This is a genomic window from Blastococcus sp. KM273129, assembly GCF_021698995.1.
Classification (GTDB): Bacteria; Actinomycetota; Actinomycetes; order Mycobacteriales; family Geodermatophilaceae; genus Blastococcus.
The window spans coordinates 1-16,959 of sequence record NZ_SSXB01000024.1 but is presented as its reverse complement, the minus strand read 5'-3'; the positions used below and the strand labels follow the sequence as shown (position 1 = coordinate 16,959).

Here is a 16,959-nt window from a genome sequence, read left to right as displayed (position 1 = left end):
GACCCGGAACGACCAGGTCACCTGATCAACAAGGGGCCGGTGGGGCGCCGGGAGGGCCGGGGTCAGGGGCCCGTGACGCCGCCCGGCTCTCAGAAGGCGTGGCCGAAGGAGAAGACGCGCTCCGGGTCGACCGCCGCCTTCACCTCGGCCAGCCGCTGGGAGACGCCGGGCGGGTAGGCCGCGGCCACCTCACCGGGGCCGGAGACGTCCCCGAGGAAGTTGGTCAGGCAGCCCGGGGCCTTCCACGGCGCCATCGCGGCGAGCACGGCGCGCCCGACGGCCGGCACCACCTCGGCGAGCTCCGGCACGCCCGGCCCGAGCACGAGCATCGAGAACGCGCCGTCCCGGCCGGCCACCGCGTTGGGCACCTTCGGCCGGCGCGCGAACGCCCCGCCCAGCATCCGCAGCTCGACCATCAGCAGCGGGATCTGCGCCTGCGGGCCGGCCACGGCCAGCAGCGCGTCGACGCCCTCGACGGTCAGCTCGGTGAGCAGCTGGCCCTTCTCCCACGCCGGCAGCGGGTCGACCGGGTCCATGTGGATGGCGTCCATCTCGTCGGTCCGCATCGGCCCGGTGAAGCCGAGCAGGATCCGGCCGGCCTGCTTCATCGGCTCGACCAGCCGCTCACCGTCGGCGAAGTCGGTGCCGCAGTAGGCGTAGCGCAGGTGGACGGCGGTCTGCCCGCGCAGCGGCGGCGGCAGGAACTCCATGTCCGGCAGCCGCATGACGGCGATCGAGGTGCTCACCTCGTCGGGCAGGTGGCGGGACCAGCGGCGGAAGGCGTGCAGGACGTCGGCCATGTCCTCGCCGGCGAAGAAGATGCCGCCCCCGTACAGGCCGGTCAGCGGTACCAGGTCCATCTCCAGCGCGGTGACCACGCCGAAGTTGCCCTTGCCGCCCCGCACCGCCCAGAACAGCTCCGGCTCGGAGTCCGCCGACAGCGTGCGCTGCCGGCCGTCGGCGGTGACGATCTCGACGGCGCGCACGTGGTCCGCGGCGAAGCCGTGCTTGCGGCCCAGCGACCCCACCCCACCGCCGAGCGTGTACCCGACCACCCCGACGTCGGACGACGACCCGCACAGCCCGGCGAGGCCGAACTCGGCGGCGGACTCCATGAGCCGCTTCCACTTCACCCCCGCCTCGACGCGGACGGTCCGCCGCTCGGGGTCGATGAACAGGCCCTGCATCCGGCGGGTGGTGATCATCATGGACCCGGCGGCGTTGCGCACCGGGCCGTGGCCGGTGGCCTGGACGGCGACGCGCAGGCCGCGGGCGACGGCCCAGGAGACGGCGGCGGCGACGTCGGCGGCGCAGGTGGCGCCCACCGCGATGGCCGGCGTGTGGGTGACCGCGACGTTCCAGGTGGCCACCTCCGCGGCCAGCCCGTCGTCGCCGGCGGCGTAGACGGGGCCGTGGACGACGCCGCGGAGCTCGTCGACGTCGGCCGCGGGGAAGGGCGGGACGAGGCTGTCGACGGCCGCCGCGTCCAGGAGGGCGACGGGCTGCTCGGGCTCGCGGGGGAGCTCGGTGAGGGACATGCGGATTCCTCTTCGCTGCCGCGGCGGTCACCGCGGGAAGGGCACCGCGGTCGGGCCGCGGCTTCTCGGGACAGGGGGAGCGTGCGCGGCCCCGCTTGCCGGGCACTTGGAGCCGACTTGGACGCCGGCTTGCAGCGCGCCGACCGCTCCCTGCGCGGGGTCAGGCCGGTCCAGCGACCGTCCAGCCGCGCCGTGGCCCGGCCGGACGTCCGGCGGTCCGGCTCGACCCGCCCCGGCCGGAGGACTCGTCGCGCGCGGAAAGGGGTGCCCCGCGCCGCACCGCGCTGAGAGCATCCGCGGCGTGCGCTTCCGAGTCCTCGGGCCGCTCGAGGTCACCGGTCCCGACGGCCGCCCCGTCGACGTGGGCGGCGCCAAGCCCCGGGCGCTGCTGACCCTGCTCCTGGCGGACGCCGACCGGGTCGTCGGCGTCGACCGGATCGTGAGCACCCTCTGGGGCGAGGAGCCGCCGCCGACGGTCACCGGCACCCTGCAGGCCTACGTCTCGCACCTGCGCCGCGTGCTGGAGCCCGGCCGCGGCCCGCGCGAGGCGCCGTCCGTGCTCATCACCCGCCCACCGGGCTACCTGCTGCGCGCGGGCGCCGAGGACCTGGACCTGCTCCGCTTCACGCAGCTGATCGAGGCCGGCGACCGCGCGGTGGCCGACGGTTCACCCGCCCGCGGGGTGGCGTTGCTGGACGAGGCCCTGGGCCTCTGGCGCGGGGAGCCGCTGGCCGAGCTGGGCGACCTGCCGGCGGCCGCGAGCGACCGGCTGCGGCTCACCGAGCTGCACGTGCGCGCACGCGAGCGCCGCTGCGACGCGCTGCTGGCGGTCGGCCGCCCGGAGGCCGCCGTCCCCGACCTGCAGCACCTGGTGACCGAGCACCCGCTGCGCGAGCGGCTGTGGGCCCGCCTGGTCACCGCCCTCTACGCCGCCGACCGGCAGGCCGAGGCCCTGGACGCCTGCCGCCGGTGCACAGAGCTGCTGCGCGACGAGCTGGGCATCGACCCCGGGCCGGAGCTGCGCGACCTGGAGCAGGCGGTGCTGCGGCAGGACCCGCGCCTGCTGGAGCGGCTGCCCCGGCCCGTGCTCCCGTCCGCCCCCGCTCCGGCGCCCAGCACCTCGGCCGACGCGCTGGTCGGCCGGCGGGCGGAGCTCGACCAGGTGCGGGCGGTCGCCGAGCAGGTGGCCGGCGGGCGCTCCGCCGTCGTCGTGGTGGAGGGGGAGGCCGGCATCGGGAAGACCCGGCTGGCCGGGGCGGTCGCCGACGGCGCCCGGCTGCTGGGGTGGCCGGTGGCGTGGAGCCGGTGCGCCGACGACACCGGCGCGCCGGCGCTGTGGCCGTGGACGCAGGTGCTCGAGCAGCTGGACCAGCCCGAGCTGGTCCCCGACGCCGCCACGCCCGGCGACGACGCCGACGCCGCCCGCTTCCGGCTGTTCCAGGACCTGCGGGCCCGGCTCACGGCGGCCGCGTCCCGCCCCGTGCTCGTCGTCCTCGAGGACCTGCAGGGCGCCGACACGACGTCGGTGCAGCTGCTCGGGCTGCTCGTGCGCCACCTCCCCCGGGCGCCGGTGCTGCTGGTCGTCACCGCCCGGACCGTCGGCGAGCCGCTGCCCGAGGCGGTCGCCGACTGCCTGGCCCGGCTGGCCCGCGAGCCGGCGGCCACCTGCCTGCGGCTCCGCGGGCTGGACGCCGACGACGTCGCCGCGCTGCTGACCGCCCAGCTGGGCTCGCCCGGCGACCGGGCGCTGGCCACCGCGGTGCACGACCGCACGGGCGGCAACCCGTTCTTCGTCGTCGAGCTGTCGCGCTGGATGGTGGGCGCCCACGACCTGCACCTGGACGCCGTCCCGGTGCCGCCGTCGGTCGGGGAGGTGCTGCGGACGCGGCTGGCCCGGCTGCCCGCGGGCGCCCGCGAGGTGCTCGAGGTGGCCGCCGTCGCCGGCCGCGAGGTGCCGCTGGCCCTGCTGGAGGCTGCCGGCACCGCCGTGGACGACGCCCTCGCCGCGATGGACTCCGCCCTCGCCGTCGGCCTGGTGGTGGAGGGCGGGCGGCCGTGGAGCTGGCGGTTCGCCCACGCGCTGGTGCAGGAGGTGCTCGCCGGCGACCTGCCCGCGCTGCGGCGGGCACGGCTGCACGCCCGCGTCGGTGAGGCGCTGGAGCGGCAGCTGGCGACGTCGACGGACGACGGGGTCGTCGAGCGGCTGGCCCACCACTTCGTCGCGGCGCTCCCGGTGGTCGGTCCCGGGCCGGCCCTGCTCTACCTCGGCGCCGCCGCCCGCGCCGCCCGGGCCCGGCTGGCCCACGGGGAGGCCGCCGCGCACGGCCGGCGGGCCCTGCAGCTGCTCGACCCCGAGGCGCCGGACGCCGCCCGCACCCGGCACGACCTGCTCACCGCGCTGGGCGGCGACCTGCTGCGCAGCGGCCAGCTCACCGAGGCCCGGGAGGTGGTGGCCGAGGCGATCGGCCTGGCCCGCCAGCTCGACGACCGGGAGTGCCTCGCGGAGTCCGCGGCGGTCTGGGGCAGCGTCACGCTGTGGAACTGGCGGCCGCACGGGGTGGTCGACGAGGACATGGTCGCCGTCCTGGAGGACCTGCTCGCCGAGCGCGGGGGCGGCGACGACCCGACCACCGCCCGGCTGCTGGGCACCCTGGGCGTCGAGCTCGCCTTCGACCCGGACGACCGCGGGGTGCAGGCGGCGCAGCGGGCGGTCGCGATGGCCCGCCGGATCGGCGACCCGGAGCTGCTGGGTCGCACGCTGAACAACTTTAGCCTGGCGGTGTGGGGGCGGCCCGGGGCGGCCGAGCTGCGGCTCGCCGCGGCCGACGAGTCGCTGGAGCTCGCCGGCCGGGGGCTGCCGCGGCGCACCGAGTTCCTCGCGCACCTGCACCGGGCGGCGATCCGGCTGCACCTGGGCGACCTGGCCGGCTTCGAGGCCGACCACGCCCAGGCGCGGCGGCTGGCGGTGTCGCTGAGCGGGCCGGAGGTGCGCCCGCACGTGCTCTGGCAGGCCGCTGGGCTGGCCTGGCTGCGCGGCAACGCCGCCCGCGCCGAGGAGCTGACCACCGAGGCCTACGAGCTGTTCCGGCGGGTGACCCCGCACGCGCGGCACGCCTACGCGGCGCACCAGTTCACCCTGCGGCGGGCCGACCACCGCGAGGCCGACGCGCTGCCGCTGCTGGTCGAGACCGGCGACGAGGGCAACCCGCTGCTTCAGGAGATGGCGGTGCTGGCCGCTGCGGAGTCCGGGGACGTCGCGGAGGCCCGCCGGCTGCGCGCCCGCTGGGGCCGCACGCTGGTCCGGGACTGGGCCAGCGACGTCGCCCTCTACCTGCAGGCGGAGAGCACGCTGTGGCTGGGCGACGAACCGGACTGCGCGGCGGCGCTGGCCTCGCTGCTCCCCTACCGCGGCCGGCAGGCGGTGCTCGGGACGCCGTCACTCACCCTCGGCGCCTACGACGAGCTGCTGGGCCGGATCGCCGAGCGGCTCGGTGACCTGGAGGGCGCGCGGCGGTGGTGGACGGCGGCCCGGGAGCAGGGCGGGCTCGTCGGCTCACCGCACCAGGTGGCCCTGGCCGAGGCCCACCTGCACCGGGTCGCGGCCGAGCCCAGCCCCGCCTGAGGCCCGGCCCGCGGCTCCGCGCACCGTCCTGGCTCACCGTTCGGGGTCCTGGCTCACCGTCGATGCTGAGCCAGGACCCCTGACGATCAGGTGACCTGATCATCGCGGGCCCCCGCGCTACGCCGTCGTCGCGATGCCGCCGTCCACGGGGATGACGGCGCCGGTGACGTAGGCGCCCGCCCGCGAGGAGAGGTAGACCACGACGCCGGCCATGTCGTCGGGGCGGCCGATGCGGCCCAGCGGCGACTTCGCGGCGATCTCGGCGCCGAAGGCGTCCAGCGTGGCGGCCATCATCTTCGACTCGAACGGGCCGGGGGCGACGGCGTTGACGGTGACACCCCTCGGCCCGAGCTCCTTGGCCAGCACGCGGGTGAGCTGGTGCAGCCCGGCCTTGCTCGCGGCGTAGGAGTAGGTCGGCATGGAGCTGACGTGCAGGCCGTCGATGCTGCCGACGTTGACGATGCGCGCCGGGTCGCCGTCGGACGCCGCGGCCTCCAGCTTCGGCAGGAACGCCCGGGTGAGGAAGAACGGCGACTTCAGGTTCAGGTCGAGCAGCTTGTCCCAGGCCGACTCGGGGAAGGTCTCCAGCGGCTCGCCCCAGGTGGCGCCGGCGTTGTTGACCAGGACGTGCACCCGCTCCTCGGCGCGGCCCACCTCCTCGGCCAGCCGCCGGCACTCGGCCTCGGTGGAGAGGTCGGCCGGGATCGAGACGACCGTGCCGAACTCGGCCAGCTCCGCGGCCGCGGCCTCGCCGGCCTCGGCCTTGCGGGAGCTGATGTAGACCTTCGCCCCCGCCTGCAGCAGGCCCCGGGCCATCATCAGGCCGATGCCGCGGGTACCCCCGGTGACCACAGCCACCTTGCCGGTCAGGTCGAACAGGTCCACGGGTACCTCCGGTTCGGCGTCGCGGCGCCGTCGTCGGCACCGACCCCGGCACCCTAACGAGGCGTCCACGACGCCGTCCCCGCCGACCTGTGCCAGCCTGGCGGTCATGATCGGATCCGCCGCGACCCCCGGGGCGACGAGCGAGGTCGGCCCGCTGCGCACCGTGATGCTGCACCGGCCCGGCCCCGAGCTGCGCCGGCTGACGCCGCGGAACAACGACCAGCTGCTCTTCGACGGCGTCCCGTGGGTGGCGCGGGCGCAGGACGAGCACGACGCCTTCGCCCAGGCCCTCCGCGACCGCGGCGTCGAGGTGCTGCACGTGGCCACGCTGCTGGCCGAGGTGCTCGCCGTCCCCGCCGCCCGCGACGAGCTCATCGCCGCCGCCGTGGACGACCCCCGGCTCGGCGCCACGCTGCAGCGCGACGCCACCCGGCACCTGGCCGCCCTCGCGCCGGACGACCTGGCGACGGCGCTCATCGCGGGGCTGGCGCACGAGGAGCTGCGCGGATCCGGGCTGGCCTACCAGCTCATGGACCGCTCGGACTTCGTCGTCCCCCCGCTGCCCAACCTGCTCTTCACCCGGGACTCGTCGGTGTGGATCGGCGACGAGGTCGCGGTGACCTCCCTGGCCATGCCCGCGCGGCACCGGGAGAGCACGATCACCGCCGCCATCTACACCCACCACCCGCGCTTCGCCGGGGCCCCGCAGCTGTACGGGCCCGAGCTCGAGCACCTCGAGGGTGGGGACGTGCTGCTGCTGGCCGAGGGCGTCGTCGCCGTCGGGGTGGGGGAGCGGACGACGCCCGGCGGCGCGGAGCGGCTGGCGCGGCGGCTGTTCGCCCGCGGGCTGGCGCACACCGCGCTCGTCGTCCCGATCGCGCAGGAGCGGGCGACGATGCACCTGGACACGATCGCCACGATGGTCGACATCGACGCGATGGTCATGTACCCCGCGGTCGCCGACTCGCTGGTCGCCTGGACGGTGCGCGCGCCCGAGGGCTGCTCCCCCGAGGACGCCGACACCACCGACCTCGCCGTCGCCGGGCCCGAGCCGTTCGTCCGCGCCGCGGCGCGCGCGATGGGCATCGACAGGCTGCGGGTGATCGACACCGGGCTGGACCCGGTGACCGCCGAGCGCGAGCAGTGGGACGACGGCAACAACACCCTCGCCCTCGCCCCGCGGCTGGCGGTGGCCTACGAGCGCAACACCGTCACCAACGCCGCGCTCGAGGCGGCCGGCATCGAGGTGGTCCGCATCGCGGGCTCCGAGCTCGGCAGCGGCCGGGGCGGCCCGCGCTGCATGTCCTGCCCCGTCTCCCGCGACCCCCTCTGACCCACCCCGGCCTCTTGTGCACATGACGCCCGACAGGGGCGTTATGTGCTGCTCGCAGGCGGCCACGGTGATCCCGGCCACTACGCTGCTGGCTCTCCGCGCCGGGCCCGGCGCCTCGGGGAAGGGACGGCGCGGTGGCGACGACGGGGACGGCGCGCGGGGCGGGGCGCATCGCGGGCATCGGCGGCGGGCTCGTCGGCTACCTGGTCTTCGTCGAGTTCACCAGCGGCGTGCTGCAGGGCTACTACATCCCTCTGCTCACCGACATCGCCCGCTACCTCGGGGTCAACGACGCCGACGTCAACTGGCTCGAGGCCGCGCAGCTGGTGCTGTCGGCGGTCGCCGTCCCCGTGCTCGCCAAGCTCGGCGACCTGCACGGGCACCGCAGGGTGCTGCTGTGGTCGGCGGTCGCCACGGCGCTGTCCACCGTCGCGCTGGCGTTCGCCACGAGCTTCCCCGTGTTCCTGGTCGCCTGGGCGCTGCAGGGGCTCTACGTCGTCTGGCTGCCGCTGCAGGTGGCGCTGATCTGGGACCGGTCGCGCCGCACGCCGGGGGCCGCGGGCCAGACCCGCCGCGCCACCGGGCTGATCGTGGCCGCGCTGCAGGCCGGGGCGATCGCGGGCGCGCTGGGCGGCGGCCAGATCGGGCAGAGCCTCGGCGACTCCCTGGGGCTGGTGCTGGTGCTGCCCGCGGTGCTGGTCGTCGGCGTCTGCCTGGTCGTGGCCTTCCGGGTGCCCGAGAGCGAGGACCGCACCGGCGGCAGCGTGGACGCGACCGGCGTCGCCCTGCTCAGCGTGGTCCTGCTGGTGATCACCGGGGGTCTGAGCTTCGTCCGGCTCAACGAGGGCGCGCTGTGGCCGTGGGCGGTGGCCGCCGTGGGGGTCCTGCTCGTCGTCCCGTTCGTCGCCTACGAGCTGCGGCAGGACGACCCGCTGGTGGACTTCCGGGTGCTCCGCAGCCCCGCGATGTGGCCGGTGCAGCTCACCGCCGGGCTGTTCGGGGTCAGCGTGCTGGGCGCCCAGGGCCCGCTGTCGACCTACGCGCGCACCGACCCGGCGGTCTACGGCTACGGGCTGGGGCTGTCGACCAGCGAGGTCTCGGTCGTCATCGGGGCCTACGTCGTCTCGATGCTGGTCGGCGCGAGCCAGTTCTCCCGGGTGAGCCGGCGGACCACGCCGCGGAGCACGCTCATCGGCGCCGCGACGCTCACCGGCACCGGCTACCTGCTGCTGGTCCCCTTCCACGGCACGCTGGCCCAGATGCTCTCCTGCATCGCCATCGCGGGCCTGGGCTCCGGCGCCCTGGTGGCGGCGCTGCCCGCGGCGGCCGCCGCCGCCGCGCCGGTGGGTCGCACCGCGGTCGCGACCGGGCTGACCAACACCACCAAGGTGATCGGCGGGTCGTTCGCCTCGGCGGTGTTCGCGATCGCGCTGGCCTCCGACGTCCCGCTGCTGGCCGACGGGTCGGCAGGCACCGCCGGCTCGCTGTCCGGCTACATCACCGTGTGGGTGGTCTGCGGGACGACGGCGCTGCTGGCCGCGGTGGCGCTGCTCGTCGTCCCCCGGCTGGCCTTCTCCGACCCCGCCGTCCCCGAGACCACCGTCCCCGAGACCGCCGTCCCCGAGACCGCCGAGGAGTCCCGAGCATGAGGCGCGCGCTGGCCCTGGCCGTCACCGGAGCCGCCACCGGAGCCGCCGCCGCGGCCGCCCGCCGGGTCGCCCGGTTCCGGCCGGTCGAGCAGCCCGTGGCACCGGTCGACCTCACCGGCCTGGACGCCGACGCGGCGGCGCAGCGGCTCGCCGAGCTCATCCGCATCCCGACGGTCTCCTCGCGCGACCCGGGCCAGGTGGACGCCGCGGCCTTCGAGACCTACCGCGCGCGGCTGGCCGAGCTGTACCCGCGCACCCACGAGGCGCTGGATCGCGAGGTGCTCGGCGGCGGCGCGCTGCTCTACCGCTGGCGCGGCACCACCGACGAGCCGCCGCTGGTGCTCATGGCGCACTACGACGTCGTCCCGGTGGCGGGCCAGGAGTGGAGCCGCGACCCGTTCTCCGGGCTGGTCGAGGACGGCCGCGTGCACGGTCGCGGCGCCATCGACGACAAGGGCTCGATGGTGGCGATCCTCGAGGCGGTCGAGGCGCTGGTGGCCGAGGGCTTCACGCCCCGGCGCGACGTCCACCTCTCCTTCGGCAACGACGAGGAGGTCGCCGGGGTCGGGGCCCGGCTCGCCGTGGAGGCGTTCACCGCCCGCGGCATCCGGCCCTGGGCGGTGGTCGACGAGGGTGGCGCCGTGGTGAGCGGCATGTTCCCGGGCGTGCCGGGGCAGGTCGCCGTCGTCGGGCTGGCCGAGAAGGGGCTGCTGGACGTCGAGCTGGTCACCACCGACGCGGGCGGCCACGCCTCCTCCCCCGCCCGCGACGGTGCGCCGGCGCGGCTGGCCAGGGCGATCCTCGCGCTGGAGGCCGACCCGTTCCCCGCCCGGCTGCACGACGTCGTCCTGGGCATGATCGACGCGGTCGGCCGGCAGGCCCCGCTCGGCCACCGGGCGCTGTTCGCCCACGCGGGCCGGCTGCGCCCCGTGCTCGCATCGGTGCTGGCGCGGGCGGGCCGCGAGGCCGGCGCCATGGTGCGGACGACGGTGGCGGTCACCCGGCTCGAGGGCAGCCGGGCGTCCAACGTGCTGGCGACCCGGGCGCTGGCGCACCTGAACATCCGGATCGCGCTGGGCGAGACCGTGCAGTCGACGGTGGCGCGCCTGCACCGGGTCATCGGCGACCCGTCGGTGGAGGTGCGGGTCGTGTCCGGCAACGACCCCTCGCCGGTGTCGCGGTCGGACAACGAGGCGTTCGCGCTGCTCTCATCAGCCGCGCGGGCGACGTACCCCGAGGCCGTCGTCGCGCCCTACGTGATGGTGCAGGCCAGCGACGCCCGGCACTTCAGCCGGATCTGCGACAGCGTCTACCGGTTCATGCCCTTCGACCTGAGCCGCGAGGAGCTGTCCGCGCTGCACGCCGCCGACGAGCGCATCTCGATCGCCGCCCTGCACCGCGGCGCGGGGTTCTTCCGGCACCTGATCCGCAGCGTCTGACGCCGCCACGTCCCGCCCGCACCCCGGGGGGGCTTCCGGATCAGCAGGTCTCTGCCCACACCCGCGGGGCAGAGAGCGACTGTCCGCGGCCCCCTGGGGGTGCGGGGATCAGGCGCCGGAACCGCTCATCAGCGCAGGGTGATCTGGCGGGAGAGCAGGCCGGCGCGGGCGCGCCGCTCGTCGGCGGTCAGCGGCGCGGTCTCGGCGAGCGCCTTCTCCAGCCGGACCTGGAACTCGGTCGCGGGGCCGGCCCAGTCCGCGGCCGGGACGTCGGCGGGGAGGTCCCACACCGGGACGACGAGGCCGTGCGCGCGGAAGGCCCCGGCGTAGCGGGTGCCCTCGCCGAGCTGGATCTGCTCGGCGGCCGAGAGCCGGGCCAGCGCGTCGAGGAGCTGCTCCTCCTTCTCCGCCCGCACCCAGCGCAGGTGCGCCCGCTCGTTGCCCGGGCGCACCCAGTAGGCCGCCTCCAGGCCCTCCAGCCGCACCGTCGGCAGGATCGCCTCGTTGGCCTGCGCCAGACCGGCGCGGGCCTGGGGGCTGGGGTCGGTGCCCTCCAGCCAGAAGTCGAAGGTCTCGTGGACGGTCACCTCGAGCGGCGCGGTGAGGTCGAGGACCTCCTGCAGCCGCGGGCCCGCCGAGCCGGCGCCACCGATCGGGCCCGGGTCCACGGGCGCGCCGGCGGGGGCCTCCAGCGCCGCGGCGATCGCGGTGCCGAGGTCGCGGCTGACGTCGTCCGACGAGGTCGCCAGCTGCGCGCCGACGAGGATCTGGCCGTTGGCGCGGACCAGCCCGGGCGCACCGCCGGGCAGGACGCTGGCCAGCGTCAGCTCCCGGCCGTCGGCCGAGCGGAGCGTCGCCGTCGCCGCCGGGACCAGCTCCCGCAGCGCCACCCAGTCGGCCTCGCCGGGCAGCCCCTCGAACGGCCGCGTCACCGGCGGGGCGTACCCCGAGCCGTGGCAGTGCTTGTAGCGGCGGCCCGACCCGCAGGGGCAGGGCGCCTTCGGGTTGACGCCGCCCTCGGCGACGGCGGCGGGAGCGGCGGGGCGCTTGCGGGAAGCCATGCGCAGCAGCGTAAGCGGCCCCTTCCCGGGGCCGACCGCGAGCCCGCGCGTGGCGGGGAGCACACCGGCCGGGTCGCTAGGGTCCGGTGGCGTGACCGTGTCCGTCGACGCGCTCGACCTCCGCGCCCCCTCGTTCGTCGCCGACCCGTACCCGGCCTTCGCCCGTGCCCGGGAGAAGGCGCCGGTGCAGTGGCACGAGGGGCTGGGGCTGTGGCTGGCCTTCACCCACGCCGAGTCCAACGCCGTGCTGCGCGACCGGCGGCTCGGCCGCATCTGGCGGGACAAGGAGCCGGCCGAGCGCTTCGGCAGCTTCAACCTCATCCACCGCAACGCCATCCTGGAGATGGAGCCGCCGGACCACACCCGCCTGCGGCGGCTGATCACCAGCGCGTTCGCCCGCGGGCACGTGGAGCGGCTGCGGCCGTGGGTGGAGGAGCTCGCCGGGCGGCTGGCCGACGAGCTCGTCGAGCGCTCCGCGGGGTCGGCGCCGGTCGACCTGCTCACCGGCATGGCCGAGCAGCTGCCGGTCGCCGTCATCGCCGAGCTGCTGGGCGTGCCCGAGGCCGACCGCCCGCTGCTGCGCCCGTGGTCCAACGCGATCGTGAAGATGTACGAGTACGGGCGGACGGCGGCCGTCGAGGAGGCGGCCGAGCGCGCGGCGGACGAGTTCGTCACGTACCTGCGCCGGCTGGCCGCCGAGCGGCGGACCACGCCCGGCGACGACCTGCTCTCCCACCTCGTCTCCGTGCGGGACGCCGACGGCGACAAGCTCACCGAGGACGAGCTGGTCACCACCTGCATCCTGCTGCTCAACGCCGGCCACGAGGCGACCGTCAACGTCACGGGCAACGGGATGCTCGCGCTGCTGCGCCACCCCGACCAGCTGGCCGCCCTGCGCGAGGACCGCGACCTGCTGCCCGCGGCGCTGGAGGAGCTGATGCGCTTCGACCCGCCGCTGCAGCTGTTCGAGCGGACCGCCACCGCCGACGTCGAGATCGGCGGCGTCACGGTGCGCGAGGGCCAGAAGATCGCCGCGCTGCTCGGTGCGGCCAACCACGACCCCGCCGTCTTCGCCGAGCCGGAGACGCTCGACGTGCGGCGCACCGACAACCCGCACATCGCCTTCGGGGCCGGCATCCACTTCTGCATCGGTGCGCCGCTGGCACGGGTGGAGCTGCAGGCGACGTTCGGCGCGCTGCTGGACCGCACGTCGGTGCTCGAGCTCGGCGGGGAGCCGGCGCGCCGCCCCGAGTTCGTCATCCGCGGCCTGGAGACGCTGCCCGTCGTCCTCGGCCGCTGACGGCGACGCCGCCCTCCCCCACCGCACGGCGTCCTCCCTCACCACCCACCGCGAGGGAGGACACCCCGTGATCGGGGAAGCCGATCGTCGCCGCACCGGTAGAAGGTGAGCGCGGTCACTGGCAGGATCCGGCCATGCGCGGCTTGATGCAGGACTACCCCCTCACGATCGATGCGATCTTCCGGCACGTCGAGCAGCACTACGGCGACGGGACGATCGTCACCAACAACCCCGGCGGGGTGACCCGGGCGACCTACGCGGAGTGGGCGGAGCGCACCCGCAGGCTGGGCGGCGTCCTCGACACCCTCGGCATCAGCGCCGACGGGCGGGTCGGCACCTTCGGCTGGAACAGCCAGCGGCACCTGGAGCTCTACTTCGCCGCGCCGTGCACCGGCCGCGTCCTGCACACCCTCAACGTCCGGCTGTTCCCCGAGCAGCTCACCTACATCGCCAACCACGCCGAGGACGAGGTCGTCTTCGTCGACCGCACCGTCCTGCCGCTGCTCTGGCCGCTGATCGACACCATGAAGACGGTCAAGCACGTCGTGGTCATGGACGACGGCGGCGACAACGAGATCCCCGACGACTCCCGGGTGCTCGACTACGAGACGCTGCTGGCCGACGCGCAGCCGGTCGAGTTCTCCGTCACCGACGAGTGGCGGGCCGCCTCGATGTGCTACACGTCGGGCACCACGGGCAACCCGAAGGGCGTCGTCTACTCGCACCGCTCGACGTTCCTGCACACGATGGGCGTGATGGCGCCCAACGCCTTCGGCCTGGGCATCAACGACGTCGCGATGCCGGTCGTCCCGATGTTCCACGCCAACGCCTGGGGCATCGCGCAGGCCGCCCCCGCCGCGGGCGCCTCGCTGGTCATGCCCGGCGCCCTCATGCAGCCCGAGGCGCTGGCCAAGCTGATCGTCGAGGAGGGCGTCACCTTCACCGCCGGCGTCCCGACCATCTGGCAGGGCGTGCTCCCCCACCTGGCCGGCCGGCCGCACAAGCTCCGCGACATCGGCTGCGGCGGCTCCGCAGTGCCCAAGGCGCTGAGCGAGGCCTACCGCGAGCAGGTCGGCATCCCGATCCTGCAGGCGTGGGGCATGACCGAGACCCACCCGGTCGCCTCCTCGGGCGTGCTGCCCAAGCGGTACCAGGACGCCGACGACGAGACCAAGGCCGCCCAGCGCGCCCGCGCCGGCATCCCCTTCCTCGGCGTCGAGGCCCGCATCGTCGACTCCGACACCCTCGAGCCGCAGCCGTGGGACGACACCGCCACCGGTGAGCTCCAGGTGCGCGGCCCCTGGTGCGCGCAGGACTACTACAACCCCGACGCCGGGGTGGAGCTCACCACGGCCGACGGCTGGATGAAGACCGGCGACGTGGCGGCCATGGACGCCTTCGGCTCGATCCGCATCGCCGACCGCACCAAGGACCTCATCAAGTCCGGCGGCGAGTGGATCAGCTCGGTGGACCTGGAGAACGCGATCATGAGCCACCCGAAGGTGAAGGAGGCCGCGGTCGTCGGCATCCCGCACCCGAAGTGGGACGAGCGCCCGCTGGCCTGCGTCGTCCTCAAGGAGGGCGAGGAGGCGACCGAGGAGGAGATCCTCGAGCACCTCAAGCCGCTGGTGGCCAAGTGGTGGATGCCCGACGCCGTCGAGTTCATCGACGAGGTGCCCAAGACCAGCGTCGGCAAGTTCTCCAAGAAGGACCTGCGCACCCGGTTCGCGGAGTACGAGCTGAAGAGCTGACCCCCGGGGCGGGCGCGGTGGAACCGCGCCCGCCCCCTCACCCGTCATGCTCACCGGAGGACGACTTCCGGAGGGCGAGTGGAGCGGGACGAGGCGTTCACGCGGTACGTGGACGAGCGCTGGCCGGTGCTCGTCCGCTCCGCCGTGCTGCTCGGCTGCGCCCGCCCCGAGGCCGAGGACCTGGTGCAGACGGCGCTGGTGCGCTGCTACGTCGCCTGGGACAAGGTCGGCAGCGCCGGGAACCGGGACGCCTACGTCTACCGGGTGCTCGTCAACTGCCACCACGACAGCCGCCGCCGGCGCTGGTGGGGCGAGCGGCCGACCGCCGAGGTGCCCGACGTCGCCACCGACGACGGCACCGCCCGGGTGGACGACGCCGACGCCGTCCGCCGCGCGCTGGCCCGGCTGAGCCCGGCGCACCGCGCGGTCGTCGTCCTGCGCTACTACGCCCACCTGGGCGAGCAGCAGATCGCCGAGGCGCTGCGCATCGCACCCGGGACGGTGAAGAGCCGGCTGTCCCGCGCGCTGGCCCAGCTGCAGACCGATCTGGACGTCGCCGAGCTGCGGGGAGGGAGGGCATCGTGACCGACCGGGAGACCTCGACGTTGCTGGGGGAGGCCGCCGACCGCGTGCCGGTCGGCCCCGCACCCGTGGGGCAGCTGCTGAAGGCGGGGCGCCGCGCACGCCGGCGCCGGACCGCCGGTGTCTCGCTCGCCGTCGCGGCGGGTGCGGCGGTCATCGCCGGCGGCGTGGTCACCGTCGTCGACCTGCCGGACGGGCAGGGGGACGCCGCCGGCTCGGCGGCGGCGCTGAGCGCCGAGGAGCCCCGGGAGGGCGGCCCGGAGGCGGCCGACGCCGCGCCGGGCACCGGCATGCCCCCGGCCGACGGCGGCGACGCAGCGTCGGGCAGCCAGCTCGCCCCGCCCGCCCAGGACCCGACCGCCGGGCGCACCGGGCCCCTCGACAGCACCCCCGCGAGCTCCTGCGCCGTCGAGTACAGCCCGGCCGCGCTGGCCAAGCAGGACTTCGCCTTCGCCGGCGTGGTGGTGGGCATCGGGCCCGCCGTCACGACGCAGCCGCGCTCACCCGGGCCGCCGGAGGACCTGGTCGGCGTCACCTTCGCCGTGCAGGAGTGGTTCACCGGCGGGTCGGGGGAGACGGTGACCGTGGACCTCCCGGCGCCCTACGACCCGGCCGCGGGCAGCACCACGCCGGGCCCGGTCTACGGCATCGGGTCGCGCCTGCTGGTCAGCGGCGCCGACCGGTGGGAGGGCGCACCGCTGGAGCCGATCGCCTGGCTGTGCGGCTTCACCCGGTACTTCGACGAGGAGACCGCGGCCGCCTGGCGCTGACCCCCTCCTGGCGTTTTGTGCACAGAACGCCAGGAGGGGGTCAGCGGACGAAGGGCTCCTCGCCGGTCTCGCTGACCATCGGCTTGCCGGCCGCCTGCCACTCGCCCATGCCACCGCCGACGTTCACCGCGTCGAAGCCGTTGGCGTTCAGCCAGGCGGCCACGCGCGCCGACCGGCCACCGCCCCGGCAGGTGACGTAGAGCGGGTCGCCCTCGGGCAGCTCGTCGAGCCGCGCCGGGACGTCGCCCATCGGGATGTGCGTGGCGCCCTCGATGTGGCCGTGCACCCACTCGTCGTCCTCGCGGACGTCGAGGACGACGGCGTCCTCGGGCAGTTCGGAGGCGGGCACGGTCGGGACCTGCTGCGGCATCACGCCCCCATCGTGGCACGGGGACCGGTTGCGCGACCGGCGCCGACCGCACTGGGAGGATGGGGCCGATGTCCCCCAGCCACCGGGCCGCCCCGAGCGGCGCCCGCCCGACGCCCGTGCGCGAGCCCGCCTGGGAGCTGCCGCGCTCGGCGATCGGGCTGTGGGTGGTCGAGAGCCTGATCAGCACCGCGTTCGTGTGGCTGGCGATCGGCGCCTTCCTGCTCTTCGTGCCCGCCGACGCCGGCGACCCGCTGCCGCTGCTGCGCCGGCTGGTCCCGATCGCGGGCGCCGTGTACGCGGTGGTCGCGCTGAGCATCCGCCCGTGGTTCAAGCACCGGGTGTACCGGTGGGAGATCACCAACGAGGCCGCCTACACCCGCACCGGCTGGCTCACCCAGACCTGGACGCTGGTGCCGATCTCCCGCATCCAGACCGTCGACGTCACCCGCGGCGTGCTGCAGCAGCTGTTCGGTCTGGCCACCGTCGCGGTGCTCACCGCCTCCAGCCAGGGCACCGTGCGGATCTGGCACCTCGAGCACGACGTCGCCCAGCGCGTCGCCGACGACCTCGCCCGCCGGGCCGAGCTGGTCCGCGACCAGGCCACCTGAGCCGCCGTGCACCCCGCGCCCCCACCCCCGCGCCGGCCGGCCGGCCCGCTC

At 75.8% G+C, this 16,959-nt stretch carries 13 protein-coding genes; 9 read left to right on the top strand and 4 right to left on the bottom strand.

The features are described from left to right. Positions 1-89: 89 nt before the first annotated feature. Positions 90-1,538, bottom strand: a complete 1,449-nt coding sequence (locus E9565_RS09365) for an FAD-binding oxidoreductase (RefSeq protein WP_236834770.1) — start codon at positions 1,536-1,538, stop codon at positions 90-92. A 301-nt stretch (positions 1,539-1,839) separates the two neighbouring features. On the opposite strand from E9565_RS09365, the gene E9565_RS09360 reads away from it, so the two are divergent. Continuing rightward, positions 1,840-5,160 (top strand): AfsR/SARP family transcriptional regulator, encoded by a 3,321-nt coding sequence (locus E9565_RS09360; RefSeq protein WP_236826353.1) that lies wholly within the window; start codon positions 1,840-1,842, stop codon positions 5,158-5,160. 117 nt (positions 5,161-5,277) lie between these two features. Here E9565_RS09360 and E9565_RS09355 read toward each other — a convergent pair whose 3' ends face one another. Beyond that, positions 5,278-6,045 carry an SDR family oxidoreductase gene (locus E9565_RS09355; RefSeq protein WP_236826352.1) on the bottom strand — a complete coding sequence of 256 codons (768 nt, stop codon included), beginning with the start codon at positions 6,043-6,045 and terminating at the stop codon, positions 5,278-5,280. A 106-nt stretch (positions 6,046-6,151) separates the two neighbouring features. On the opposite strand from E9565_RS09355, the gene E9565_RS09350 reads away from it, so the two are divergent. From E9565_RS09350 to E9565_RS09340, 3 genes are all read left to right on the top strand, one after another. Beyond that, on the top strand, positions 6,152-7,378 hold the full coding sequence (locus tag E9565_RS09350) for an arginine deiminase (RefSeq protein WP_236834768.1): 1,227 nt from the start codon (positions 6,152-6,154) through the stop codon (positions 7,376-7,378). A gap of 134 nt (positions 7,379-7,512) precedes the next feature. Continuing rightward, positions 7,513-9,027 carry an MFS transporter gene (locus E9565_RS09345; RefSeq protein WP_236834766.1) on the top strand — a complete coding sequence of 505 codons (1,515 nt, stop codon included), beginning with the start codon at positions 7,513-7,515 and terminating at the stop codon, positions 9,025-9,027. Further along, entirely contained in the window at positions 9,024-10,466 is a 1,443-nt protein-coding gene (locus tag E9565_RS09340) for a M20/M25/M40 family metallo-hydrolase (RefSeq protein ID WP_236834764.1), read from the top strand. Before E9565_RS09345 ends, E9565_RS09340 begins: the two co-directional genes overlap by 4 nt. 128 nt (positions 10,467-10,594) lie before the next feature. Here the strand turns inward: E9565_RS09340 and E9565_RS09335 are convergent, their stop codons facing one another. After that, positions 10,595-11,527, bottom strand: a complete 933-nt coding sequence (locus E9565_RS09335; RefSeq protein WP_236834762.1) for a DUF5926 family protein — start codon at positions 11,525-11,527, stop codon at positions 10,595-10,597. Positions 11,528-11,618: 91 nt separating this feature from the next. On the opposite strand from E9565_RS09335, the gene E9565_RS09330 reads away from it, so the two are divergent. The 4 genes from E9565_RS09330 (at position 11,619) to E9565_RS09315 (ending at position 15,930) form a co-directional block, all read left to right on the top strand. Next, complete coding sequence (locus E9565_RS09330) at positions 11,619-12,827, top strand: cytochrome P450 (RefSeq protein ID WP_236826347.1); 1,209 nt, start codon at positions 11,619-11,621, stop codon at positions 12,825-12,827. 134 nt (positions 12,828-12,961) lie between these two features. Next, positions 12,962-14,578, top strand: a complete 1,617-nt coding sequence (locus E9565_RS09325; RefSeq protein WP_236826346.1) for a long-chain fatty acid--CoA ligase — start codon at positions 12,962-12,964, stop codon at positions 14,576-14,578. A gap of 78 nt (positions 14,579-14,656) precedes the next feature. Continuing rightward, positions 14,657-15,163 carry a SigE family RNA polymerase sigma factor gene (locus E9565_RS09320; RefSeq protein ID WP_236834760.1) on the top strand — a complete coding sequence of 169 codons (507 nt, stop codon included), beginning with the start codon at positions 14,657-14,659 and terminating at the stop codon, positions 15,161-15,163. Beyond that, positions 15,160-15,930 carry a hypothetical protein gene (locus E9565_RS09315; RefSeq protein ID WP_236834758.1) on the top strand — a complete coding sequence of 257 codons (771 nt, stop codon included), beginning with the start codon at positions 15,160-15,162 and terminating at the stop codon, positions 15,928-15,930. The genes E9565_RS09320 and E9565_RS09315 overlap by 4 nt, the downstream gene beginning before the upstream one ends. A gap of 40 nt (positions 15,931-15,970) precedes the next feature. Here E9565_RS09315 and E9565_RS09310 read toward each other — a convergent pair whose 3' ends face one another. Further along, positions 15,971-16,300 (bottom strand): rhodanese-like domain-containing protein, encoded by a 330-nt coding sequence (locus E9565_RS09310; RefSeq protein ID WP_236826386.1) that lies wholly within the window; start codon positions 16,298-16,300, stop codon positions 15,971-15,973. A gap of 68 nt (positions 16,301-16,368) precedes the next feature. Here E9565_RS09310 and E9565_RS09305 point away from each other — a divergent pair, with 68 nt between their 5' ends. Next, positions 16,369-16,908, top strand: a complete 540-nt coding sequence (locus tag E9565_RS09305) for a PH domain-containing protein (protein ID WP_236834756.1) — start codon at positions 16,369-16,371, stop codon at positions 16,906-16,908. Positions 16,909-16,959: the final 51 nt, after the last annotated feature.